This is a genomic window from Stenotrophomonas sp. TWI377, from assembly GCF_039674525.1.
In the GTDB taxonomy this organism is placed as follows: domain Bacteria; phylum Pseudomonadota; class Gammaproteobacteria; order Xanthomonadales; family Xanthomonadaceae; genus Stenotrophomonas.
Map to the genome: position 1 here is coordinate 1 of NZ_JBDJNT010000010.1, position 20,239 is coordinate 20,239.

21 protein-coding genes are annotated in these 20,239 nt (G+C 65.5%); 12 read left to right on the forward strand and 9 right to left on the reverse strand.

Annotation, left to right across the window (positions count from 1 at the left end; all coding sequences use genetic code 11):
- The first annotated feature begins 241 nt into the window (after positions 1-241).
- The 5 genes from mgtE (at position 242) to ABE546_RS10030 (ending at position 4,684) form a co-directional block, all read left to right on the forward strand.
- Positions 242-1,603, forward strand: a complete 1,362-nt coding sequence (mgtE, locus tag ABE546_RS10010; protein ID WP_123728558.1) for a magnesium transporter — start codon at positions 242-244, stop codon at positions 1,601-1,603.
- Between the two features lie 13 nt (positions 1,604-1,616).
- A complete protein-coding gene (locus ABE546_RS10015; RefSeq protein WP_152153549.1) occupies positions 1,617-1,883 on the forward strand; it encodes a hypothetical protein in 267 nt (88 codons plus the stop codon).
- 67 nt (positions 1,884-1,950) lie between these two features.
- Positions 1,951-2,751 (forward strand): prolyl oligopeptidase family serine peptidase, encoded by an 801-nt coding sequence (locus tag ABE546_RS10020; protein WP_346463540.1) that lies wholly within the window; start codon positions 1,951-1,953, stop codon positions 2,749-2,751.
- 38 nt (positions 2,752-2,789) lie between these two features.
- Positions 2,790-3,809 carry a ParA family protein gene (locus ABE546_RS10025; protein WP_346463542.1) on the forward strand — a complete coding sequence of 340 codons (1,020 nt, stop codon included), beginning with the start codon at positions 2,790-2,792 and terminating at the stop codon, positions 3,807-3,809.
- 71 nt (positions 3,810-3,880) lie between these two features.
- Positions 3,881-4,684, forward strand: coding sequence for an SIR2 family protein (locus ABE546_RS10030; RefSeq protein ID WP_346463544.1), 804 nt, complete (start codon positions 3,881-3,883; stop codon positions 4,682-4,684).
- Positions 4,685-4,739: 55 nt separating this feature from the next.
- On the opposite strand, the gene ABE546_RS10035 is transcribed toward ABE546_RS10030, so the two are convergent.
- The 3 genes from ABE546_RS10035 to ABE546_RS10045 are packed head-to-tail and all read right to left on the reverse strand — an operon-like array spanning position 4,740 to position 6,763.
- Positions 4,740-5,690: an aspartate carbamoyltransferase catalytic subunit gene (locus ABE546_RS10035; protein ID WP_313212143.1), complete on the reverse strand. Its 951-nt coding sequence runs from the start codon at positions 5,688-5,690 to the stop codon at positions 4,740-4,742.
- A 16-nt stretch (positions 5,691-5,706) separates the two neighbouring features.
- On the reverse strand, positions 5,707-6,204 hold the full coding sequence (gene ruvX / locus ABE546_RS10040) for a Holliday junction resolvase RuvX (protein WP_313212142.1): 498 nt from the start codon (positions 6,202-6,204) through the stop codon (positions 5,707-5,709).
- Positions 6,197-6,763, reverse strand: a complete 567-nt coding sequence (locus ABE546_RS10045) for a YqgE/AlgH family protein (RefSeq protein WP_313212141.1) — start codon at positions 6,761-6,763, stop codon at positions 6,197-6,199. Before ABE546_RS10045 ends, ruvX begins: the two co-directional genes overlap by 8 nt.
- Positions 6,764-6,872: 109 nt before the next feature.
- On the opposite strand from ABE546_RS10045, the gene ABE546_RS10050 reads away from it, so the two are divergent.
- Positions 6,873-7,409, forward strand: a complete 537-nt coding sequence (locus ABE546_RS10050; protein ID WP_346463663.1) for a DNA-3-methyladenine glycosylase I — start codon at positions 6,873-6,875, stop codon at positions 7,407-7,409.
- The gene (locus ABE546_RS10055) at positions 7,406-8,545 is read left to right on the forward strand and encodes a hypothetical protein (RefSeq protein ID WP_346463546.1); all 1,140 of its coding nucleotides are present in this window, start codon (positions 7,406-7,408) and stop codon (positions 8,543-8,545) included. The genes ABE546_RS10050 and ABE546_RS10055 overlap by 4 nt, the downstream gene beginning before the upstream one ends.
- Positions 8,546-8,551: 6 nt before the next feature.
- Here ABE546_RS10055 and ABE546_RS10060 read toward each other — a convergent pair whose 3' ends face one another.
- A complete protein-coding gene (locus tag ABE546_RS10060; protein ID WP_179460934.1) occupies positions 8,552-9,259 on the reverse strand; it encodes a YitT family protein in 708 nt (235 codons plus the stop codon).
- Positions 9,260-9,445: 186 nt separating this feature from the next.
- Here ABE546_RS10060 and ABE546_RS10065 point away from each other — a divergent pair, with 186 nt between their 5' ends.
- Positions 9,446-10,267 carry an alpha/beta hydrolase gene (locus ABE546_RS10065; RefSeq protein WP_346463547.1) on the forward strand — a complete coding sequence of 274 codons (822 nt, stop codon included), beginning with the start codon at positions 9,446-9,448 and terminating at the stop codon, positions 10,265-10,267.
- A gap of 87 nt (positions 10,268-10,354) precedes the next feature.
- Here ABE546_RS10065 and ABE546_RS10070 read toward each other — a convergent pair whose 3' ends face one another.
- From ABE546_RS10070 to ABE546_RS10080, 3 genes are all read right to left on the reverse strand, one after another.
- Positions 10,355-11,338, reverse strand: coding sequence for an aldo/keto reductase (locus tag ABE546_RS10070; RefSeq protein WP_346463549.1), 984 nt, complete (start codon positions 11,336-11,338; stop codon positions 10,355-10,357).
- Positions 11,339-11,710: 372 nt separating this feature from the next.
- Entirely contained in the window at positions 11,711-12,850 is a 1,140-nt protein-coding gene (locus tag ABE546_RS10075) for a PilT/PilU family type 4a pilus ATPase (protein WP_313212136.1), read from the reverse strand.
- A 78-nt stretch (positions 12,851-12,928) separates the two neighbouring features.
- A complete protein-coding gene (locus ABE546_RS10080; RefSeq protein WP_019185385.1) occupies positions 12,929-13,966 on the reverse strand; it encodes a type IV pilus twitching motility protein PilT in 1,038 nt (345 codons plus the stop codon).
- Between the two features lie 108 nt (positions 13,967-14,074).
- On the opposite strand from ABE546_RS10080, the gene ABE546_RS10085 reads away from it, so the two are divergent.
- Genes ABE546_RS10085 through ABE546_RS10095 form a run of 3 tightly spaced genes read left to right on the forward strand, consistent with a single transcriptional unit; the run spans position 14,075 to position 16,266 of the window.
- On the forward strand, positions 14,075-14,755 hold the full coding sequence (locus ABE546_RS10085) for a YggS family pyridoxal phosphate-dependent enzyme (protein ID WP_346463550.1): 681 nt from the start codon (positions 14,075-14,077) through the stop codon (positions 14,753-14,755).
- Between the two features lie 27 nt (positions 14,756-14,782).
- Entirely contained in the window at positions 14,783-15,604 is an 822-nt protein-coding gene (gene proC, locus ABE546_RS10090) for a pyrroline-5-carboxylate reductase (RefSeq protein ID WP_346463552.1), read from the forward strand.
- A gap of 59 nt (positions 15,605-15,663) precedes the next feature.
- On the forward strand, positions 15,664-16,266 hold the full coding sequence (locus tag ABE546_RS10095; protein ID WP_313212132.1) for a short chain dehydrogenase: 603 nt from the start codon (positions 15,664-15,666) through the stop codon (positions 16,264-16,266).
- Positions 16,267-16,405: 139 nt separating this feature from the next.
- On the opposite strand, the gene soxR is transcribed toward ABE546_RS10095, so the two are convergent.
- Entirely contained in the window at positions 16,406-16,840 is a 435-nt protein-coding gene (gene soxR, locus ABE546_RS10100) for a redox-sensitive transcriptional activator SoxR (RefSeq protein ID WP_176990998.1), read from the reverse strand.
- Between the two features lie 91 nt (positions 16,841-16,931).
- Between soxR and ABE546_RS10105 the strand changes: the two genes are divergently transcribed.
- Entirely contained in the window at positions 16,932-18,305 is a 1,374-nt protein-coding gene (locus ABE546_RS10105; protein ID WP_346463555.1) for an MFS transporter, read from the forward strand.
- 25 nt (positions 18,306-18,330) lie between these two features.
- Here the strand turns inward: ABE546_RS10105 and ABE546_RS10110 are convergent, their stop codons facing one another.
- Positions 18,331-20,238 (reverse strand): alpha/beta hydrolase, encoded by a 1,908-nt coding sequence (locus ABE546_RS10110; protein ID WP_346463665.1) that lies wholly within the window; start codon positions 20,236-20,238, stop codon positions 18,331-18,333.
- Position 20,239: the final 1 nt, after the last annotated feature.

Consider the following 20,239-nt stretch of genomic DNA (forward strand, 5'->3'; position numbering starts at 1 on the left):
TCGCCCCACCGGCCCGGGTTGGGCCGGCCGGGGCCCGGCCCGGACTCACCTTTGGTTGCGCGTGGGGGGGTGGCCGCCCCGGGCCCGGCACTACCGTCGTTGAATGCGTGCGTCCCACGCGCATCGCCGTCTGCGCGCTACCCGATTGACACACAAGCACGCGATAATGACGCGGTGACCACCGCCCATGCCGCATCCTCTACCGGATAGCGGCCTTTTTCTTTTTCCGCAGGAGCTGCGCATGGCCGAAGCCGTACGCCACGACAAGACGGCGCGCCAGCTGCGGCTGTTGTCCGATGCACTGGACAGCGGGCGGCTGGGTCCGGTCCGTCGGTTGGTCAATACCCTGGCGCCGGCGGAAATCGGCAACCTGCTCGAATCGCTGCCGCCGGGCAAGCGTGAGATCGTCTGGGGCCTGGTGGATCCGGAAGACGACGGCGAGGTACTGGTCCACGTCGGCGAGGAAGTGCGCGAAAGCCTGCTGGCCGACATGGACCCGGACGAGATCATCGCCGCGGTCGAAGATCTGGACATCGATGACCTGGCCGATCTGGTCGAAGACCTGCCGGACACGGTCATCGATGAAGTGCTCAAGTCGATGGACCGCGAGAACCGCGAGCGGCTTGAGCAGGTGCTGTCCTATCCCGAGGACAGCGCCGGCCGCCTGATGAACCCGGACGTGGTCACCGTGCGCGCCGACGTCAATGTCGATGTGGTGCTGCGTTACCTGCGCCTGCGCGGCGAACTGCCCGACCACACCGATCACCTGTTCGTGGTCAGTCGCCGCCACCAGTACCTGGGCCGCCTGTCGCTGGCCGCGCTGGTGACGCACGAGGACAACACCCCGATCAACCGCCTGATCGATGACGAGCAGCCGGCGATCGATGTCGGCGAGAGCGCCGATGAAGTCGCGCGCCAGTTCTCCGATCATGACTGGGTGTCCGCCCCGGTGGTGGACGACAACAACATCCTGCTCGGCCGCATCACCATCGATGACGTGGTCGACATCATCCGGTCGCAGGCCGAGCACCAGGCGCTGGGCGCCGCCGGCCTGGATGAAGAAGAAGATCTGTTCTCGCCGATCAAGCGCGCCGTGCGCGGTCGCGTGGTCTGGCTGGGCATCAACCTGTGCACCGCGTTCCTGGCGGCCAGCGTGATCGGCCAGTTCGAGCTGACCCTGCAGAAAGTGGTGGCGCTGGCGGTGCTGATGCCGATCGTGGCCGGCGTGGGCGGCAATGCCGCCGTGCAGGTGCTGACCCTGATGGTGCGCGGCATCGCGCTGGGCCAGGTCGGCCAGAGCAACGCGCGCATCCTGCTGTGGAAGGAATCACGCGTCGCCTTGATCAACGGCACCCTGATCGGCACCGTGGTCGGCATCATCGCCTACCTCTGGTTCCACAGCTTCCTGCTGTCGCTGGTGATCACCCTGGCGCTGATCATCAACTTCTGCGCCGCGGCCCTGGCCGGTGTGCTGCTGCCGCTGCTGCTCAAGCGCATGAACGTGGACCCGGCCGTGGCCGGTACCGTGGTGGTGACCGCTGTCACCGATGTCATGGGCTTCTTCAGCTTCCTCGGCCTGGCCAGCCTGATCCTGCTGCACTGACCCTGGACACCGCATGGCCCTGACCCTCGACAACTACTTCCAGCCCGGCTGGCGCGACGCGACGTATACCTGCGCCGCCTGCGAATGGCAGGGCAGCGCGCGGCAGATGCCGATGGAACTGCACGAAGACGAAGCGCAGTTCGACTGCCCGCAGTGCGAGAACCCGATCCTGCTGGTGGTCCACCCCAGTCTGGCGCAGGTGCAGGCGGCCGCCGCCGACGGTCACCCCGAGGCGATCGAACAGCTGGACATCCTGGCTGCGGCCCCGCGCCCGCACTGATGCACTGCAAGATGCTCCGGCGCGCCACCGGGCCTAGACTGAAATCGATTTCAGACAAGGCACGACAATGGCGCGACGCTGGGGAAGCTGGCTGCTGTGGGCGGTGGCGATGATGACAGTGGCCGGCTGTGCGAGCACCCCTGATGCCGCCGGTGGCCAGTTCGTCGGCCGTGCGGTCAAGGTGGATGGGCAGACTGCGTATTACCAGGTGTTCGTTCCTCGCAACGCAGCGGCCTCACGCGGCGAACTGCCCGTGGTGCTGTTCCTGCATGGCTCCGGTGAGCGTGGCCGCGACGGCCGCCGCCAGACCCAGGCCGGGCTTGGGCCCTACCTGCGCCAGCACGCCTCCACCTTCCCCGCGCTGGTCGTGTTGCCGCAGACGCCCGATGACCAGGAGTGGTCCGGCGAGAACAACCGCATCGCGCTGGCTGCACTGGATGCCGCCATCGCCGAGTTTGGTGCCGACCCGCAGCGGCAGTACCTGACCGGAATGTCGATGGGCGGCTACGGCAGCTGGAACATCGCGCTGGCCGAACCGACCCGCTTCGCCGCCATCGTGCCGGTCTGCGGCGCGGTGCTGTCCCCGCACCAGAGCCGCCCGGACCTGCAGGTGGAGGCCGTGGCCGGCCAGAGCGACCCGTACGCCGCCATCGCCCAACGCCTGCGCAACGTCCCGATCTGGATGTTTCATGGCGCGCTGGACGACCTGGTGCCGCCGGACGACGACCGCAAGCTGCACGCCGCGTTCCAGCAGGCCGGCGCGAAGGACGTGCGCTACACCGAGTACCCCGAAGGCAACCACAACGCCTGGGACGCCACCTATGCCGATGCGGCGATGTGGGCGTGGTTATTCATCCAGATGAACTGATAGCATCTGGAAACCGCCGCTATCGCAATAGTCACTCTATGCACACCCTATGCGTTTTCAACAACAAAGGGGGAGTGGGAAAGACCACTCTACTATGTAATCTCGCCGCGTATTTTGCGCTTGTCGAGAAAAAACGAGTACTAGTTGTTGATGCAGACCCCCAGTGCAACGCCACGGCCTATATGCTTTCTGAAACGAAGGTAGAAAAGCTGTACTCGTCTTCAACTGACGGGAGCACCATCAACTCGCTTATTACGTCACTAAAGAAATCAAAGGGGTTTGGATCACCACCGGTAACGAAAAGCGTCGGATTTGGTGTGGACATTGTTCCCGGCGACCCTAAATTCTCTCTGGCGGAAGACTTTCTTTCCAAGGATTGGCTCGATGCGACGAATGGACAAGAGCGCGGCCTTAATACTACCTACTTCCTAAAAGCAATGCTCTCCTGGGCAAAGACTCAAGGATATGATTATGTATTTTTCGACATTGGCCCGTCGCTAGGCGCCATAAATAGAACGGTTCTATTAGCGTGCGACTACTTCATCCTTCCGATGTCGTCTGACATTTTTAGCCTAAGGGGACTTCAGAACATTCAAATCGCAATTCAGGGATGGCTGAAAGGAGTTGAAAGAGGCTTGGAGGTGTATGAAGAGGAAAACGGAAGTCCGTTCGAAATGGAAGACGGCGTAGCCACGAGCACGGACAAGATAAGATTTATTGGATACGTTACTCAGCAATATACCGCAAAGACTGTTGGCGGCAAGAAGCAGCCGGTAAAATCTTTCGAAAAAATCATCAAGAGAATTGCTCCGGCAATTGAGAAAAGCCTAATCAAGCCACTGAACGACGGAGCAATTCTCAACTATAAACTTGGAGAGATTCCCTACTTCCAGAGCCTTGTTCCGATGTCACAAACCGCGGTCAAGCCAATCTTTGCGCTGAAATCTGCTGATGGTATTGTCGGCGCGCACTTTGATAAGGTAAAGGAATTCAACCAAGTAATATCCGAGATCGCAAACCATCTCGACCAAAACCTTGCTGAGGCAGACTGGGCATGAAGTGGCCGGACGCATTGGTTTCTGACATTGCCGCGCGAAGAGCCGTACTCTTTCTAGGCGCGGGAGTTTCAATGAATTCTGTCGGCCAAGACGGGAAATCGAGACCAAAAAGCTGGCCGGGTTTTCTAGAAGCAGGAGCAAAGAAGATTGGATCAGGGAACTCAAAGATCGTCAAACAAATCAGAGAGCTTATCTCAAGAAATGACCTGCTCACGGCTTGCGAAGTAATTAAGAACAAACTAGGCGAAGAAGCATTCGCAACCCTCATGATCGAGGAATTTCAAACACCCGGATTTCGTCACGCCGGAATTCATGAAACCCTTTGGTCATTAGATGCAAGAATCACCATAACTCCAAACATCGACACAATCTACGACACTCTTGTCGCCGATCGCGGCAACAACACAGTAACGGTAAAAACCTACAAAGATACCGATGTAGCGCAAGCCATTAGAAGACGAACCCCGCTCCTAATAAAGAGTCATGGAAGCATCGGCTCCCCCAACGCTCTTATCTTCACACGCAGTGATTACGCGAAAGCAAGAAACGAACATCGAACGTTCTATGAATTGCTTTATTCACTCCTAAGTACACACTCTTTTTTATTCGTAGGCTGTGGACTTGAGGACCCTGATATCCGCTACTTACTCGAAGACTACAAGTACAGAAACTCCTACACCCAAACCCACTTTTTCACCATCCCCAAAAATCAGTACGTTCCTGAGGTCCGGAACGTCTACTCCACATCCTTGAACCTTAACTTCATTGAATACTCTGAAGAGGACAACCACCAACAGCTCAAGGACGGCTTGATAGAGCTAAGCCAGAAAGTTGAGTTGGCAAGGCAGGAGATGAGCGCAAGAAGCTCTTGGTAAAGATGTTCTCGCTAAGATGCGGAGCTTTCGAAGAAGCTCCGCCATAGCTTTCCGCTTACCCCAACAACGTTTCCAGCACCGCCATGCGCACGGCGACGCCGTTGGCGACCTGGCGCAGTACCCACGACTGCGGGCCGTCGGCCACCTCGTCGGTCACTTCCACGCCGCGGTTGATCGGGCCCGGGTGCAACACGGCGGCGTCGGTGCCGGCACGCTTCAAGCGCGCGGCATCCAGGCCGTACTGCGCGTGGTACTGCTCCAGCGAGGGCACCAGGCCTTCTTCCATGCGCTCGCGCTGCAGGCGCAGCATCATCAACGCATCGGCGCCTTCCAGCATGGCGTCGAAATCATCGCCAACGATGCAGCCCTTGAGGGTGTCATCGTCCGGCAACAGCGACTGCGGGCCGCACACGCGGATCTCGCCGACGCCCAGCGTGCGCAGGGCATGCAGGTCGGTGCGGGCCACGCGCGAGTGCTTCACGTCGCCGACGATGATCACCTTCATTTTCGAGAAATCGCTGCCCTTGGCCTGGCGCAGGGTCAGCATGTCCAGCAGGCCCTGGGTCGGGTGCGAGCTGCGCCCGTCACCGGCGTTGACCAGGGCGGTACCCTCGCCCGCCACCGCGGCCAGCGCTGCCACCGCGCCATCATCGGGATGCCGCACCACGAAGCCGCGCACGCCCATGGCTTCCAGGTTCTTCAGCGTGTCGCAGGCGGTCTCGCCCTTGCGGGTGGAGGACGTGGAGGCGTCGAAGTTCAGCACGTCCGCGCCCAGCCGCTGCGCGGCCAGCTGGAACGAGCTGCGGGTGCGCGTGGACGGTTCGAAGAACAGCGTGCAGACCGCCGAGCCACCGAGCACATGACGCTTGTTGCCGACCCGGCCGACAGCCGCGTCGCGGATCTGGCCGGCGCGGTCGAGCAGCTGCAGCAGGGTTTCGCGGGGCAGACCCTCCAGGGTCAGCAGGTGGCGCAGGCGTCCATCGGAATCGAGTTGCGAGGCGGTCATGGGCAGGGTCTGAGGGTCAGGAAACGGGGGTGGCGTCATCCGGGCAGGAGAGCCAGCGTTCGATGATCACCGCCGCGGCCACTGCATCGAGTGCAGCGGCATCGCGACGGCGTTTGCGGCCTTCGGCGCGCTCGACCGCGAACCGGCGTGCCGCCTCGACCGAGCTGGAACGCTCGTCGACCAGCACCACCGGCAGTTTGAAACGTTCCCGCAGCTGGCGGGCAAAGCCCTGCGCACGCTTGCGGTTGGGCTGGTCCTGGCCGTCCAGGGTCAGCGGATCGCCGACCACCAGGCCGTCCGGCCGCCACTCTTTGATCAGGCGCTCCACCGCGGTCCAGTCCGGGCCATGGCCGTGGACATCGACCACCGCGATCGCCCGCGCATGGGTGCCGAACGAGCTGCCGATGGCCACGCCGATGCGGCGCGAACCGACGTCGAAGCCGAGCACCGTGCCATCACGGCGGATGGTTGGCGGCGTGGCCGCAGCAGGCGCTGGCGTGGCCGGCTCAGACATGGCCGCTGTAATCGGTGAGGCGGAACAGGTCCACGCCGATACGTGCCGCCGCACCTTGCCAACGCTGTTCGAACGGCGTGTTGAACAACAGCTCGGCGTCGGCCGGCACGGCCAGCCAGCTGTTCTCGGCCAGCTCGGACTCCAGCTGCCCTTCGCTCCAGCCGGCGCAGCCCAGGGTGACCAGCGCATTGCGCGGGCCCTCGCCACGGGCCATGGCTTCAAGGATGTCGCGCGAGGTGGTGAGGAACACGCCCTCGCCCACGGCCAGGCTGGAATCCCAGTTGCGCGCATCGTCATGGATCACGAAGCCGCGCTCGGGATGCACCGGGCCGCCGTTGAGCACGATCTGGCCAGGCAGGGTGTCACTGGTGGTGGTGATTTCCATCTGGGCCAGCACCTCGCCGAGGGTGTACTCGGAGGGCTGGTTGACCAGCACGCCCATCGCGCCGTTCTCGTCGTGCTGGCAGATCAGCGCCACGGTACGGGCAAAGGTGGGGTCGGTCAGCGACGGCAGCGCGACCAGCAGGTGGTGGGCAAGCGAAGTAGACAGTTCAGACATGGCCCCATTCTAGCCGCTGGCCGTGATGTGCGCTTTCGCGCTGACATAATGCAGGCCTGCGTGCGTGCCCCGGCCCGTGCGCCTGATCCGCCATCGCAAGGAGCTGCACGTGTCCGGTTACTGCCTCATCGCCCCCGGCCATCCGGTCCACGGCCACTACCATGACCACGAGTACGGCTTCCCGCAGCGTGAGGAGCGCGAACTGTTCGAGCGCCTGATCCTGGAGATCAACCAGGCCGGCCTGAGCTGGGAGACCATCCTGAAGAAGCGCGAGGGCTTCCGTGCGGCCTACGATGGTTTCGACGTGGACACGGTGGCCGCCTATGGCGAGCGTGAGATCGAGCGCCTGCTCAACGATGCCCGCATCATCCGCAACCGGCTCAAGGTGCACGCAGCGGTCCACAACGCCCAGGTGATCCAGCAGCTGCGGGCCAGCCACGGCAGTTTCGTCGGCTGGCTGGATGCCCACCATCCGCTGGACAAGGCCGGCTGGGTGAAGCTGTTCAAGAAGACCTTCCGCTTCACCGGCGGGGAGATCACCGGCGAGTTCCTGATGAGCCTGGGCTACCTGCCCGGCGCGCACGCCCCGGACTGCCCGGTGTTCAAGCGCATCGACACGCTCAAGCCGACCTGGCGCCAGAAGTGACGCACCCCGTCGTGCGGGCTGCGCTGCTCGCTGCCCTGAGCCTGCCCCCGCTGGCTGCCGCAAGCGACCTGGACGGCGTGCTGGAGCGCCTGCGCGCGGAGATCGCCGCGGTGCCGGTCGACGACCCGGCCCCGATCGATACCGTGCTGGCCCGCTACCGCGACGAAACCGGCATCGACCTGCAGATCCCGGTGGCCGGCGACAGCGATGCGCCGCTGCCCGCGCTGGTGCGCCCGGCCAACATCACCCCGGCCGATTGGGACGCGGTGACCCGCTACCTGCGCGGGACCGATGCCCAGCACAGCGTGCCGGTGGAGATGGGCGAGCTGTCGCTCTCCCTGCTCGATCTGGATGGCGACGGCCAGCGTGACCTGGTGCAGAGCGCCTACAGCGGCGGCACCGGCCTGTACACGCAGGTGGACATGCTGCGGCGGGATCCGCAGCGCGGCTTCGTGGTGCCGGACAGCCTGGACCCGCAGCGCCCTTGGGCACAGGGCCAATACGGCCTCAGCGGGCGTGGCAGCGATCAGGGCCTGTACTGGCTGCGTATCGACGGGGTCAGCTTCATCGCCTACCGCGATGGCGACTACTACGGCGATACCCTGCTGCTGAACCGGCCGTTGTCGGCCGACCCACGCGAACGCAGCCCGACGACCCGGTTGAAGGTGCGCTACGGCCGCGAGCATCGGCTGGCCGATCCGGTGATGCATGTCGACGGCGAACCGCTGGATGCGTCCGCCACGGCGATCGCAGCGGACCGGCGCCTGCTCAGGCACATCGAGCGCCTGCTGGCCGCGCTGACCGTTGATGGCGACGGCGTCGCGCATTTCGGCGATGAGCAGGGACGCTGCCCGGTCCCGGCCGGCACCGATCCCGGTGAGACAGACCTCTGGCCGTGGCGCGGCGCGGGGAGCTATACCTTCGATACCGCCGCCGACACCGTGATCCGCTCGGGGAAGCAGTGCTACAGCGCCACGCTCATCGCGCTGCGCAGCAGCTATGCCGGCGACCATGCCCTGTGCTGCCAGCTGTGGCTGTACCGCGGCCCGGGTGAACAGGCGGCCGCATTGGACCTGCGCAGCCGCCGCTGGGTCTCCGGCGTGACCGTCGTTGCGGTGCCACCGCAGGGCGAGTAACGGGCGTCAGACGCCCATGTAGCGGCCCGGGCGGTGGTTGAACATCAGCACCAGGCTGAGCACCACCGCGCCAATCGCCGAGTACATCACCTTGGACGGGGACAGCACCGAGAACGCCACGCACATCAGCAGTGTGTCGAACGACATCTGCACCTTGCCGGCGCTCCAGCCGCGGGTGCGCTGCAGGTACACGGCCAGGATGCCGATGCCGCCCAGGCTGGCCCGGTGGCGGATGTAGAACAGGATGCCCAGACCCGCCAGTGCGCCACCGACGATCGCCGAGTACAGCGAGCTCATGTGGGCGAAATCGGCCCAGCGCGGCAGCAGGTCGGTCAGCACGCCGCAGGCGGTGACCGCCGCGAAGGTCTTCAGGGTGAATTCCCAGCCCATGCGGCGCACGGCCACCCAATAGAACGGCAGGTTGACCAGCACGAATACCAGGCCGAAGTTCCAGCCGAAGGCGTAGTGGGCCAGAAACGCCAGCCCGGCCATGCCGCCGATCATCAGCCCACCCTTGGCGAAGATCGCCAGGCCGAGCGAGGCGACCAGGGTCGCCAGGACCATGCCCTGCACGTCTTCGGCCACGGAATGGCGCAGGGCTTTCTCGTCGGCCACGGTGCCGGCGCTGTCCGGTGGCGGGGTCAGCGGGCCTGCGGTGACCAGGTGGCCGTCAGCGTCGTCGCACGGCGCGGGGCCATGGGAATCAAGGGACATGGGGGTGGGGGTGTGACGTGGGGAGCGGTATTAGACACGATCGGCGTGACAGATGTTGGGGAGATTGATTCAGCTGCGCCAGGGTCGCGAAATCGACATCCCCCTTTCATCCCGCCTGAACACCCTGTAGACGCAGCATGCACGGGTACCCCGCTGCGCCCCTCCCTCCCTCAGGAGTTCCGTGCCATGCCCTACGTCACCACCGCCGACAAGACCGAGATCTTCTACAAAGACTGGGGCAAGGGTCAGCCCCTCGTGTTCCATCACGGCTGGCCGCTCAGCGCCGATGACTGGGATACCCAACTGCAGTTCTTCCTGCTGCAGGGCTACCGCGTGATCGCGCACGACCGCCGCGGGCATGGCCGCTCCTCGCAGACCAGCGGCGGGCATGAGATGGACACCTACGCCGCCGACGTCAACGCGCTGGCCGATCACCTGGACCTGCGCGATGCGATCCACATCGGGCATTCCACCGGCGGTGGCGAAGTCGCGCACTATGTGGCGCAGGCCAAACCCGGGCGCGTGGCCAAGGCCGTGCTGATCGGTGCGGTGCCGCCGATCATGGTCAAGAGCGAGGCCAACCCGGGCGGCACGCCGAAAGAGGTTTTCGATGGCTTCCGCCAGGCACTGGTCGCGGGTCGTGCGGCGTTCTACCGCGACGTGCCGATTCCCTTCTACGGCTTCAACCGCGAGGGCACGCCGCCACAGCAGGGCATCGTCGACAACTGGTGGCGGCAGGGCATGATGGGCGCGATCAACGCGCACTACGACTGCATCAAGGCCTTCTCGGAAACCGACTTCACCGAAGACCTGAAGAAGATCGACGTGCCGGTGCTGGTGATGCACGGCGACGACGACCAGATCGTGCCGATCGCCGATTCAGCAGAGCTGGCGATCAAGCTGCTCAGGCACGGCACGTTGAAGGTCTACAAGGGCTATCCGCACGGGATGTGTACGACGCATGCGGACGTGATCAACGCGGATCTGTTGGCGTTCATTCGCGGGTGAGGCGCGTGCCGACCGACGGTCGGCACCTACCCGACATCCGTGGGACGGGTAGCGCACGACCGTTGGTCGTGCGCCCCGTCGCCCCGCTCAGCGCGCGACCAGCTTCTGCCGCTCGGCGTTGTAGCGATCCCCGACGATGGCGATGCTGTCCAGCGCCTCGCCGATCTGCTGCATGTCCGCATTACTCAACACGACGGCCGCCGCGCCAAGATTCTCGGTCAGGCGATGCGGCTTGGTGGTACCAGGAATCGGCACGATCCACGGCTTGCGCGCCAGCAGCCACGCCAAGGCGACCTGTGCCGGCGTTGCGCCCTTCTCGGCGGCAATCGCGCTGATGCGGTCCACCAGCGCCTGGTTGGCTTGCCGCGCCTCCGCGGCAAACCGCGGCACGCTGTTGCGGAAGTCATCGGCCGCAAACTGCGTATCCACGTTGATCGCACCGGTCAGGAAGCCCTTGCCGAGCGGGCTGAACGGCACGAAGCCGATCCCCAACTCTTCCAACACCGGCAGCACGGCCTGTTCCGGCTCGCGCCACCACAGGGAATACTCGCTCTGCAGCGCCGCCACCGGCTGCACAGCATGCGCGCGGCGGATGATGTCGACACCGGCTTCGGACAACCCGAAGTGCTTCACCTTGCCCTCGGCGATCAGGTCCTTGACCGTGCCGGCCACGTCCTCGATCGGCACGTTCGGGTCCACCCGGTGCTGGTAGAACAGATCGATGCGGTCGGTCTTCAGCCGCGCCAGGCTGGCCTCGGCCACCGCGCGGATACGCTCGGGGCGACTGTCCAGACCGGCGTCGGCATGGCCACCCTTGAAGCCGAACTTGGTGGCGATCACCAGCTGGTCGCGGAACGGCGCGAGCGCCTCGCCCAGCAGTTCCTCGTTGAAGAAGGGGCCATAGGCTTCGGCGGTATCAAAGAAGGTGACGCCCTGCTCGACCGCAGCGCGCAACAGCGCGATCGCCTCGGTACGGTCGGTGGCCGGGCCATAGCCGTAGCTCAGCCCCATGCAGCCCAGGCCGAGGGCGGAAACCCGCAGGCCGCTGCGGCCCAGTTCACGTGTCTGCATGGTGCTGCTCCTGCCGGTGGGACCGGCGTCATGGGGGAGTGCCACGATAGCCCTGTCGGCGGCGGAGATTGGATGGTGTGGGGTACGTTCGGTCATGAGCGTGGCTAATCAATCGAGGCATGAAGCAGATACGCATCATCCCGGCAGCGCGTAGGTGACCTTTTTATCCTTGATCGATACCCATCGCCGCTGCTGCAGCTGTTGGATCAACGCTGCGCGCTGGAAGCCGCCGGCGCGCGGTACGGATCGTGCATGTCCATATGCCCATCACCTGATACGTTGATACCGGCAAGGTGCCGGCGCCCCTGCACCCCGGTTGCCCAGGACGGCGCGACCATCCCAGCGCCGCGCCGCCTGTTGAAGCCCGCTGTGTCAGCGGACTTCCGAAATCTCCACCCCGTCCAGCCCCTGCGACAGCGTGCGTGCATCGCCACCCTGCGACAGCTTGATGCGCAGGCGTACTTCGTTCTGCGAATCCGCATAACGCAGCGCGTCTTCGTAACTGATCTCGCCGGCCTGATACAGCTCGAACAGGCTCTGATCGAAGGTCCGCATGCCCAGCTGCACGGAGTCCTTCATCACTTCCTTGAGCTTGTGGATCTCGCCATCGCGGATGTAATCCTGCACCAGCGGCGTGCCGAGCATGATCTCCATCGCGACCTTGCGCGACTTGCCATCCGGCGAGGGAATCAGCTGCTGGGCGACCACGCCCTTGAGGTTCAGCGAGAGATCCATCAGCAACTGGTTGCGGCGGTCTTCCGGGAAGAAGTTGATGATGCGGTCCATCGCCTGGTTGGCGTTGTTGGCGTGCAACGTGCACAGCACCAGGTGGCCGGTCTCAGCGAAGGCGATGGCGTGATCCATGCCCTCGCGGGTGCGCACCTCGCCGATCATGATCACGTCCGGTGCCTGGCGCAGGGTGTTCTTCAGCGCCGCTTCCCAGCTGTCGGTATCGATGCCCACTTCGCGCTGGGTGATGATGCAGCCCTCGTGCTTGTGAACGAATTCGATCGGGTCTTCGATGGTGATGATGTGCCCGGTCGAGTTGTGGTTGCGGTAGCCGATCATCGCCGCCAGCGAGGTCGATTTGCCGGTGCCGGTCGCGCCGACGAACAGGATGATGCCGCGCTTGGTCATCGCCAGCGTCTTGATGATCGGCGGCAGGCTCAGCTCTTCCACGGTGGGAATGCGCGTCTCGATCCGGCGCAGCACCATGCCGACCTGGTTGCGCTGGTAGAAGCAGCTCACGCGGAAGCGGCCGACACCGGACAGGCCGATGGCGAAGTTGCACTCGTGGGTCTTTTCGAACTCTTCGCGCTGTGCCGGCGTCATCACGTTCAACACCAGGTCGCGGCTCTGCTGCGGCGTCAGCGGTGTCTGGGTGATCGGCGAGATCTTGCCGTTGACCTTGATCGCCGGCGGCATGCCCGCGGTGATGAACAGGTCCGACGCCTTCTGGTGCGCCATCAGCTTGAGGAACGAGGTGAAGTCGATGGTGGTGGTGGTGTTCATTGCGGTGTGCTCCGAAGATTGCCGGGAGCCGGCCAACGGCCGGCGGTGCAGGAAGCCGGGCAGCGCCCGGCTCTACCATCATTCGAAGATGCGCTTGTCCTTGGCGTACTCGCGCGCCTGGTTGCGGGTGATCAGGCTGCGCTTGACCAGATCCTGCAGGTGCTGGTCCAGGGTCATCATGCCCATCTGCTGGCCGGTCTGGATCGCCGAGTACATCTGCGCGACCTTGTCCTCGCGGATCAGGTTGCGGATGGCCGGGGTGCCGACCATGATTTCCCAGGCGGCGGTACGCCCCCCCCCCACCTTCTTCAGCAGCGCCTGCGAGATCACCGCGCGCAGCGACTCGGACAGCATCGAGCGCACCATCGGCTTTTCGCCGGCGGGGAACACGTCGATGATGCGATCGATGGTCTTGGCGGCCGAGCTGGTGTGCAGCGTGCCGAACACCAGGTGGCCGGTTTCCGCCGCGGTCAGCGCCAGACGGATCGTTTCCAGATCGCGCAGTTCGCCGACCAGGATGATGTCCGGATCCTCACGCAGGGCCGAACGCAGCGCTTCGTTGAAGCCGTGCGTGTCGCGATGCACTTCGCGCTGGTTGATCAGGCACTTCTGCGAGGTGTGCACGAATTCGATCGGATCCTCGACGGTGAGGATGTGGCCGTATTCGTTCTTGTTGATGTGGTCGATCATCGCCGCCAGCGTGGTCGACTTGCCCGAACCGGTCGGGCCGGTGACCAGGATCAGGCCCTGCGGCTGGTCAATCAGCTCGCGGAAGATCGGCGGGCAGGCCAGGTCTTCCAGCGTGAGCACCTCGGAGGGAATGGTACGGAACACCGCACCCGCGCCGCGGTTCTGATTGAAGGCATTGACTCGGAAGCGCGCCAGCGAGGGAATCTCGAACGAGAAATCGACCTCGAGGAATTCTTCGTAATCGCGGCGCTGCTTGTCCGACATGATGTCGTACACCAGCGCGTGGACCTGCTTGTGGTCCAGGGCCGGAATATTGATGCGACGGACATCGCCGTCGACGCGGATCATCGGCGGCAGGCCGGCCGACAGATGAAGATCCGACGCTTTGTTCTTTACAGAAAACGCCAACAGCTCGGCGATATCCATGCGCTGCTACTCCCCATGACTGCTGCGACTGGAAGGTTCTTTCCCCGGGCGGCAGTATAGAGCGAGATGTGCACAATACGCGCCAGCCCCTGATCCACCGGACCCGCCGTGACCGCCCAAGCCCTGCCGACCCTCCTGACGAACCTGCACAACGCGGCCGCTGCCGCCGGGCGGCCAGATCCGCGCCTGCTGGCGGTCTCCAAGACGCAGCCGGCCGAGGCCGTGCAGGCCCTGGCCGCGCAGGGCCAGCGAGCCTTCGGGGAGAACTACGTGCAGGAGGCGGTGGCCAAGATCGAGGCGCTGGCGCCGCTGGGCCTGGAGTGGCACCTGATCGGTAATCTGCAGTCCAACAAGGCCGAGCTGGCTGCCCGCCATTTCGACTGGGTGCAGAGCGTGGACCGCCTCAAGCTGGTCACCGCACTGGCCACGCACCGCCCGGTCGGCCAGCCGCCGCTGAACGTGCTGATCCAGGTCAACATCGATGACGAGGAGAGCAAGCACGGCTGCGCGCCGGAAGACATCGACACGCTCGCGGCCGCCATCGCTGCGGCGCCGCAGCTGCGCCTGCGCGGGCTGATGGCGATCCCGGCGCCTTGGCCCGATCCCGAGCGTCGCCAGGCCGCCTTCACCCGGATGGCCGCGCTGTTTGCCACGCTGGCGGCAGCGCATCCGCAGGTGGATACGCTGTCGATGGGGATGAGCAGCGATTACCCTGAGGCCATCGCCCATGGCGCCACCCTGGTCCGCATCGGCACCGCGCTGTTCGGCGCACGCCCGCGACCGGCCTGAGCGCCCCGCCCGTTCCAAGGAGAGTTCATGAGCACGTCCCCCATCACCTTCATCGGCGGCGGCAACATGGCCCGCAGCCTGATCGCCGGCCTGGTCCGCCAGGGCGTGGCCCCGGCCAGCCTCCATGTGGCCGAGCCGGTGACCGAACTGCGTGAGCAGCTGACCGCCGAATTCGGCATCAAGACCTACGCCAGCGCGAGCGAAGCCGCCGCGCAGGGCACGGTCTGGGTGCTGGCAGTCAAACCGCAGGTGCTGCGTGATGTCTGCGCCTCGCTGACCGATATCGCCCAAGGCAAGCAGCCGCTGGTGGTCTCCATCGCGGCCGGCATCACCAGCGGCCAGCTGGACCGTTGGCTGGGCAGTGGCATGGCGGTGGTCCGCGCGATGCCCAACACGCCGGCCCTGCTCGGCGCGGGCGTGACCGGGCTGTTCGCCACCGCCACGGTCAGCGCCGCGCAGCGCGCGCAGGCCGACACCGTGCTGGCCAGCGCCGGCCGCACCGTGTGGATCGATGACGAAGCGCGCATGGACGCCGTCACCGCCGTCTCCGGCAGTGGCCCGGCCTATGTGTTCCTGCTGGCCGAAGCGATGGAAGCGGCCGGCATCGCCCAGGGTCTGCCGGCCGAAGCGGCCCGCACCCTGGTGGTGCAGACGCTGCTCGGTGCCTCGCGCATGCTCGATGAATCCGGCGAAGCCCCGGCCGAGCTGCGTCGTCGGGTAACCTCACCGAACGGCACCACCCAGGCCGCGATCGAGAGCTTCCAGTCCGACGGCTTTGAAACCATGGTCGCGCGCGCGATCGACGCGGCGACGACGCGTGGGCAGGCATTGTCGGCGGCGAATGATTGACGACCAGGCGCAGCCACGCAGGGCGTGGCGTTACCCCTACGTTTACGGGAGACATGCACATGAAGATCCTGCTTGTCGGTGCCAGCGGCACCTTGGGCCAGGCCGTCGCCAGCACGTTGGGCGCCCACCATGAGGTTATCCGCGCCGGCCGTCATGGTGGCGATGCGCAGGTCGATCTGACCGACGATGCCAGCGTGCAGGCGCTGTTCGCGAAGGTGGGCAAGGTCGATGCCGTGATCGCGACCACCGGCCGGGTCCACTTCGGTCCGCTGGCGCAGATGCGGCCGGCCGACTTCAACCTCGGCCTGCAGGACAAGCTGCTCGGCCAGGTGCGGCTGAGCCTGGCCGCCCAGCATCACCTGAACACCGGCGGCTCGATCACCCTGACCAGCGGCATCATCAGCGCCCAGCCGATCCGCGATGGCGCCAATGCCACGGCAGCCAACGCCGCACTGGAAGGTTTCGTGCGCGCCGCCGCCTGCGAGTTGCTGCCGCGGGGGCTGCGCATCAACGCCGTGAGCCCGAATGTGCTGGCCGAATCGATGGATGACTACGGCGCGTACTTCCCGGGCTTTGAACCGGTGACGGCGCAACGCGCGTCGCTGGCCTACCAGCGCAGCGTGGAAGGCATCCAGAGCGGGCAGGTGTTCACCGTCTGGTGAGGGCGGTGCCGGCCAGCGGCCGGCACTACCCCCCACATCGCCGGCACTACCGGTCCCTGCAGCACCGGGCCCGGTCGTGCCGGCTGCTGGCCGGCTCCTGGCGACGGAGGGCACTTCGAGAGCCGGCCAGCGGCCGGCACTACTCCCAGCGGCGGGGGCCGTCGCCCTGATCGCCGAGCGTGTCGCCGGGGTTGGTCAGGCGGCAGCGTTTCAACGAGAGGCAGCCGCAGCCGATGCAGTCGGTGAGCTGGTCGCGCAGCAGCAGCAACTGCTCGATGCGCTGGTCCAGCTCGCTGCGCCACAACGCCGACATCTTCGCCCACTCGGCCTTGGTCGGCGTCTTGTTCTCCGGCAGCGCCGCAAATGCGGTCGCGACCGCCTCCAGCGGCATCCCGACCCGTTGGGCCACACGGATCACCGCCAACCGGCGCAGCACATCGCGGGCAAAGCGCCGCTGGTTGCCGGCGGTGCGCAGGCTGCGGATCAGCCCCTTGCGCTCATAGAAATGCAACGCCGAGACGGCCACCCCGCTCCGTTTGGCGACCTCGCCTACACTCAGTTCCTGCGCGATCACTGCTTGACCTCAACCATGGTTCAGGTGGCATCCTGCGCGCCGCTGGGGGTGCACTGCAAGCCCGGCGCTCCTACCGATGTCTGGAACCCGCATGTCCGCTGAAGTTTCCTCTCCGCCCGCCACCGTCCCGGTGGAGGACACGCCGATCCCCTCGATCCTGTCGCCGGCCTACCGGGCAACCACGATCGGCATGGTCGCGCTGGTCTCGCTGCATGGCTTCGAGGCGTTGGCCGTGGCCGCCGCGATGCCCACCGTGGCCCATGACCTGGACGGGCTGCGCCTGTACGCGCTGGCGTTCGGCGGCACCCTGGCCACCAGCGTGATCGGGATGACGCTGTCCGGGCGCTGGAGCGACCAGCAGGGCCCGGCGCGCCCGCTGTGGCTGGGCCTGGCGTGCTTCATCGCCGGCCTGCTGGTCGCCGGCTTTGCCCAGCACATGCCGGTGCTGGTGCTTGGGCGCCTGATGCAGGGGCTGGGGGCCGGCGCGATTTCCGTGGCGCTGTATGTGCTGGTCGGGCGCTCGTTCCCCGAGCCGATGCGGCCACGCGTGTTCGCCGCCTTCTCCGCCGGCTGGGTGGTGCCTTCGCTGATCGGCCCCAGCATCAGCGGCCTGATCGTGCAGCACCTGGGCTGGCGCTGGGTGTTTCTGATCGTGCCGCTGCTGGCGATTCCGGCGGCGTTGCTGCTGCGCCCCGCCCTGCGCCAGATCGGCGTGGTGGCCGCGGGCAGCACCGGCCGCAACGTCGTGCCCTGGGCCGTGGGTGCCTCCCTCGGCGCGCTCATGCTGTATATCGGCGGCCAGCAGCAGGGATGGCTCGCGCCAGCGCTGCTGGCACCGGCCCTGGCCGTGCTGGCACTGTGCAGTTGGAAGCTCCTGCCTACCGGCACGTTGACCCTGCGCCGCGGCCTGCCCAGCGTGATCGCGCTGCGTGGGATCGCGGCGTCCGCGTTTTTCGGTTGCGAAGCCTTCCTGCCCTTGCTGCTGCAGCGCGAGCGCGGCTTGACCCCGCTGTTGGCGGGCGTGGCACTGAGCCTGGGCGCGTTGGGTTGGTTTGCCGGCTCGTGGCTGCAGGGCCACCAGCAGCGCGGCTGGTCACGCCGGCAGTTGCTGCAGTCCGGCGCGCTGTTGATGTGCGTGGGCATCCTGGCCACGTCGCTGGCGATCCAGCCGGGCATGCCGCTGTGGTCGGCGATGGTGGGCTGGGTGCTGACCGGGCTGGGCATGGGACTGATCTATCCCAGCCTGTCGGTGCTCACGTTGTCGCTGTCAGCGCCGGCCCACCAGGGCGCCAACACCTCCGCCCTGCAGCTCAGCGAAGCCCTGGGCGTGGCGACCACGCTGGCCGTGTCCGGCTCGTTGTTCGCGCTGTTCCTGGAGGGCCGGGAAGCCCTGGGCTACCTGCTGACCTTCGCGATCATGCTGGTGCTGGCGATGCTCAGCGTGGCGGTGGCGCGGCGGATCTGAGCGCGGTGGCGTGGCGCGCGCATCCTCACGGATGCGTGTCGCCGACCTCTTTCAGGTCCTCTCGCAGGATGCGGCGGATCTCCAGCACGGCCTGCGGGGTCTCCTGCACGCTGTGCCCGGAGATGATCACCTTCTCCGATACCGCCCCCTCCAGATGCGCGCTCCAGTACGGCACCAGGCCATCGTCGGACTGCAGCAACGGCACCTCCGGTTTGCGCTGGGCGATGATCGAGTGGTACTTCAGCCCCGGTGTGATCGGCAGCGCGCCAGCGGCCTTCACGAACGGATCGCTGGCCTTGAGGTTGTCGATGCTGTTGGGAATCTGCAGCTTGGTGGTGCTGTTGGCCGATTCGGATTCCTGCAGGGTCAGGAACACATCCTCGAACTTGCCCAGGATGGTGATCGGCAACCGCACCAGCCGGCCGATCAGGCGCCCCAGCCGGTTGCCCGCGATGTCCGTGCCTTTGTGCGGCGCGGCGATGAAAATCACCCGCTCCACGTTCGGCTCGGCGGTGAAGTGCAGCAGCGGGCCGAGCTTGGCCTCGACGCGCTTCAGGCGCTCGCCCTTCAGATCGTAGTTGGCCAGCAGATCGTTCCACAGCACATCGCCGGAGGAGGTCACCAGCAGGCGTGCAAGCACGCCGCCCATGCTGTGGCCGATGAACACCATGTCCTTGGCGGCCGGCGTGCTGCCGGTCGGGTCGAAGTGCTTGAGCGTGTTGTTGAAGGCCTGGTTGATCTCGTAGCGGTTCAACGCGATCGGGGCGTTGGTCGGGTAGTACACCTGCCAGACCTGGAAATGCCGGCGCAGCTCGGGATCGCCCATGATCTCGTTGGCCACGTTGACCCAGGCTTCCGGGCTGCTGCCCAGGCCATGCAGCATGAAGATGATGCGGCGATTCGGGTCCCACGGCTGCATCAGGTATATGTGCGGCGCGCCGATGCCTTCGCTCAGGCCGAACAGCGTGCGCAGCGACTGCGTGGCAAAGCCGGACTGGGCCAGCCACAAGCCGTAGGCTGCGGTGAAGTTGCCCGCCAGCGGAACCTTCTCACCGTGCAGGTCCACGCTCTCGGTGGACTCGGGCGAGTACACATCAAACAGCACCTGGGTGGTATCGAGCACCTGCTGCAGATTGTCGCCCTTGAAGCGCAGCAGGGCGGTGGCGTTGATCGCGGACATCTCGCTGTACTGCGGAATCTCCGCCTTCCCGCCGTCGGCCGGTGCGACCAGCTTGGGTGGGTCCATGATCACCACCAGCTCGGCGCCGAAGCCATCGCGGCGATAGGTGCTGCGCAGCCCGGCAAAACTCACCGCCGAGGCGGACACCATCCGGGTCGGGATGCTCTGCATGCGCAGCTCATCGAAATCAGAGGTCAGCGTCCAGCGCTCCCCGGCCACGGCAGCGTTGTAATCCTCGCCTTCCAGCGCGCTCTCGCGGCTGCGCTTGAACACCACTGATGCGGTCTGCTCGGCGGCGTAGTTGTAGTAATCGCGTACCTGCGTCTGGCGATCCTCGAAGGCGCGGTCTGAAGGCGTGCGCCCGCTGAAGAACAGGTACGCATACGCATACCGCGCCGCTTCCAGCCACGCATCCAGGGCGGCGTCGGACATCGGCGTCTTTTCGCGGTCCTTGGGCTTGGGGGTCAGCGCCAACGCGGTCTTCACCCACAGCTCGGACTGCGCTGAAAGGCGCTGTTCCTCGGGCAGGACATCGGTCTCTTCCAGCGTCTTCTGGCAGCTGGCCACGTCCTTTTCGCACTGCGCCACGTCCATCCCGATCACGCTCAGCGTTTCCTGCGAGGCAGCGCTGAGCTTGCCCGAGGTCAGCACGTCGCCGCGCTTGTTGGCGAGGTATTCGGTCGGGGCCACCTGCTTCATGGTGACCATCGCACAGCCACTGGACAGCAGCAGCGAGAGCACCACGGCCAGCATC

Coding starts and splice junctions, on each gene's coding strand:
- mgtE (WP_123728558.1), top strand. CDS start 242: ATGGCCGAAGCCGTACGCCACGACAAGACGGCGCGCCAGCTGCGGCTG.
- ABE546_RS10015 (WP_152153549.1), top strand. CDS start 1,617: ATGGCCCTGACCCTCGACAACTACTTCCAGCCCGGCTGGCGCGACGCG.
- ABE546_RS10020 (WP_346463540.1), top strand. CDS start 1,951: ATGGCGCGACGCTGGGGAAGCTGGCTGCTGTGGGCGGTGGCGATGATG.
- ABE546_RS10025 (WP_346463542.1), top strand. CDS start 2,790: ATGCACACCCTATGCGTTTTCAACAACAAAGGGGGAGTGGGAAAGACC.
- ABE546_RS10030 (WP_346463544.1), top strand. CDS start 3,881: ATGAATTCTGTCGGCCAAGACGGGAAATCGAGACCAAAAAGCTGGCCG.
- ABE546_RS10035 (WP_313212143.1), bottom strand. CDS start 5,690: ATGACCGCCTCGCAACTCGATTCCGATGGACGCCTGCGCCACCTGCTG.
- ruvX (WP_313212142.1), bottom strand. CDS start 6,204: ATGTCTGAGCCGGCCACGCCAGCGCCTGCTGCGGCCACGCCGCCAACC.
- ABE546_RS10045 (WP_313212141.1), bottom strand. CDS start 6,763: ATGTCTGAACTGTCTACTTCGCTTGCCCACCACCTGCTGGTCGCGCTG.
- ABE546_RS10060 (WP_179460934.1), bottom strand. CDS start 9,259: ATGTCCCTTGATTCCCATGGCCCCGCGCCGTGCGACGACGCTGACGGC.
- ABE546_RS10065 (WP_346463547.1), top strand. CDS start 9,446: ATGCCCTACGTCACCACCGCCGACAAGACCGAGATCTTCTACAAAGAC.
- ABE546_RS10070 (WP_346463549.1), bottom strand. CDS start 11,338: ATGCAGACACGTGAACTGGGCCGCAGCGGCCTGCGGGTTTCCGCCCTC.
- ABE546_RS10075 (WP_313212136.1), bottom strand. CDS start 12,850: ATGAACACCACCACCACCATCGACTTCACCTCGTTCCTCAAGCTGATG.
- ABE546_RS10080 (WP_019185385.1), bottom strand. CDS start 13,966: ATGGATATCGCCGAGCTGTTGGCGTTTTCTGTAAAGAACAAAGCGTCG.
- proC (WP_346463552.1), top strand. CDS start 14,783: ATGAGCACGTCCCCCATCACCTTCATCGGCGGCGGCAACATGGCCCGC.
- ABE546_RS10095 (WP_313212132.1), top strand. CDS start 15,664: ATGAAGATCCTGCTTGTCGGTGCCAGCGGCACCTTGGGCCAGGCCGTC.
- ABE546_RS10105 (WP_346463555.1), top strand. CDS start 16,932: ATGTCCGCTGAAGTTTCCTCTCCGCCCGCCACCGTCCCGGTGGAGGAC.
- ABE546_RS10110 (WP_346463665.1), bottom strand. CDS start 20,238: ATGCTGGCCGTGGTGCTCTCGCTGCTGCTGTCCAGTGGCTGTGCGATG.